Origin of the sequence: Streptomyces sp. NPDC002130 (assembly GCF_040296465.1) — a bacterium.
In the GTDB taxonomy this organism is placed as follows: domain Bacteria; phylum Actinomycetota; class Actinomycetes; order Streptomycetales; family Streptomycetaceae; genus Streptomyces.
Genome location: NZ_JBEOXI010001226.1, coordinates 1 through 1,061 on the forward strand (window position 1 = coordinate 1; position 1,061 = coordinate 1,061).

Below are 1,061 nucleotides of genomic sequence, written 5' to 3' on the forward strand. Positions count from 1 at the left end.
CGGGGTGAACCTGCTCTCCCTGCGCAGCCACAACGCCGCGCTGGTGCTCGACCTGCTGCGGACCGCCGGGGACGAGCCGGTCACTGGGCCGAGCTTGCCGGTGGCGGGCAGGTCACCGAAGAAATCTTCGAAGACCGTGTCGCAGAGCTGAAGATGCTGCTCGAGCCGGGCCGCGCGGTCCAGTTCAACTCCTTGTTCCTCGACCCGTACCTGTGGAAGCTGCAGCTCGGTGGCAAGCGTCTGGTGCAGCGTGCCCGTACTGCCGGTGCTCCCATCGACGGCGTCATCGTCACCGCCGGTATCCCGGAACTCGAAGAGGCAGTTGCCCTCATCGACGAGCTGTCCGAGATCGGGATCACCAACATCGCGTTCAAGCCCGGCACCGTGGCGCAGATCCGTTCCGTGATCCGTATCGCCAACGAGGTTCCGAACTTCCCGGTCATCGTCCACATCGAAGGTGGCCGCGCCGGTGGACACCACTCGTGGGAAGACCTCGACGACCTGCTCCTCGACACGTACGCCGAGCTGCGTACACGTCCGAACCTGGTCATCTGCGTCGGCGGTGGTATCGGAACACCGGAGCGCGCAGCCGATTACCTGACCGGCCGCTGGTCTGCCGCAGCCGGTTTCCCGGCCATGCCCGTCGACGGCATCCTGGTCGGCACCGCAGCCATGGCGACTCTCGAGGCCACCACCTCTCCCGAGGTCAAGCAGCTTCTCGTCGACACACCCGGTACGCCGGACTGGGTCGGTGCCGGTACCGCTGAAGGTGGAATGGCCTCGGGCCGTAGCCAGCTCGGTGCCGACATCCACGAAATCGACAACGCGGCTTCGCGTACCGGACGCCTCCTCGACGAGGTTGCCGGTGATTCCGAGGCAGTGGCCGAGCGCCGCGAGGAGATCATCGCCGCCCTCGACGTCACCGCCAAGCCGTACTTCGGCGACGTCGAGACCATGACGTACGCGCAGTGGCTGCGTCGCTACCTCGAGCTGACCGTCGGCATCGACGCCGCGAAGGAATTCGACTGCGGCGCAGATCTTCAGGACGCCATCGTCGAGGC

General features: G+C 66.4%; 1 protein-coding gene. It reads left to right on the plus strand.

Annotated elements, in window-relative coordinates:
- Positions 1 to 153: 153 nt before the first annotated feature.
- Positions 154 to 1,061 (plus strand): fatty acid synthase subunit beta domain-containing protein (locus tag ABT116_RS49825; protein WP_351648369.1); only part of this gene is annotated, 908 nt, incomplete at its 3' end.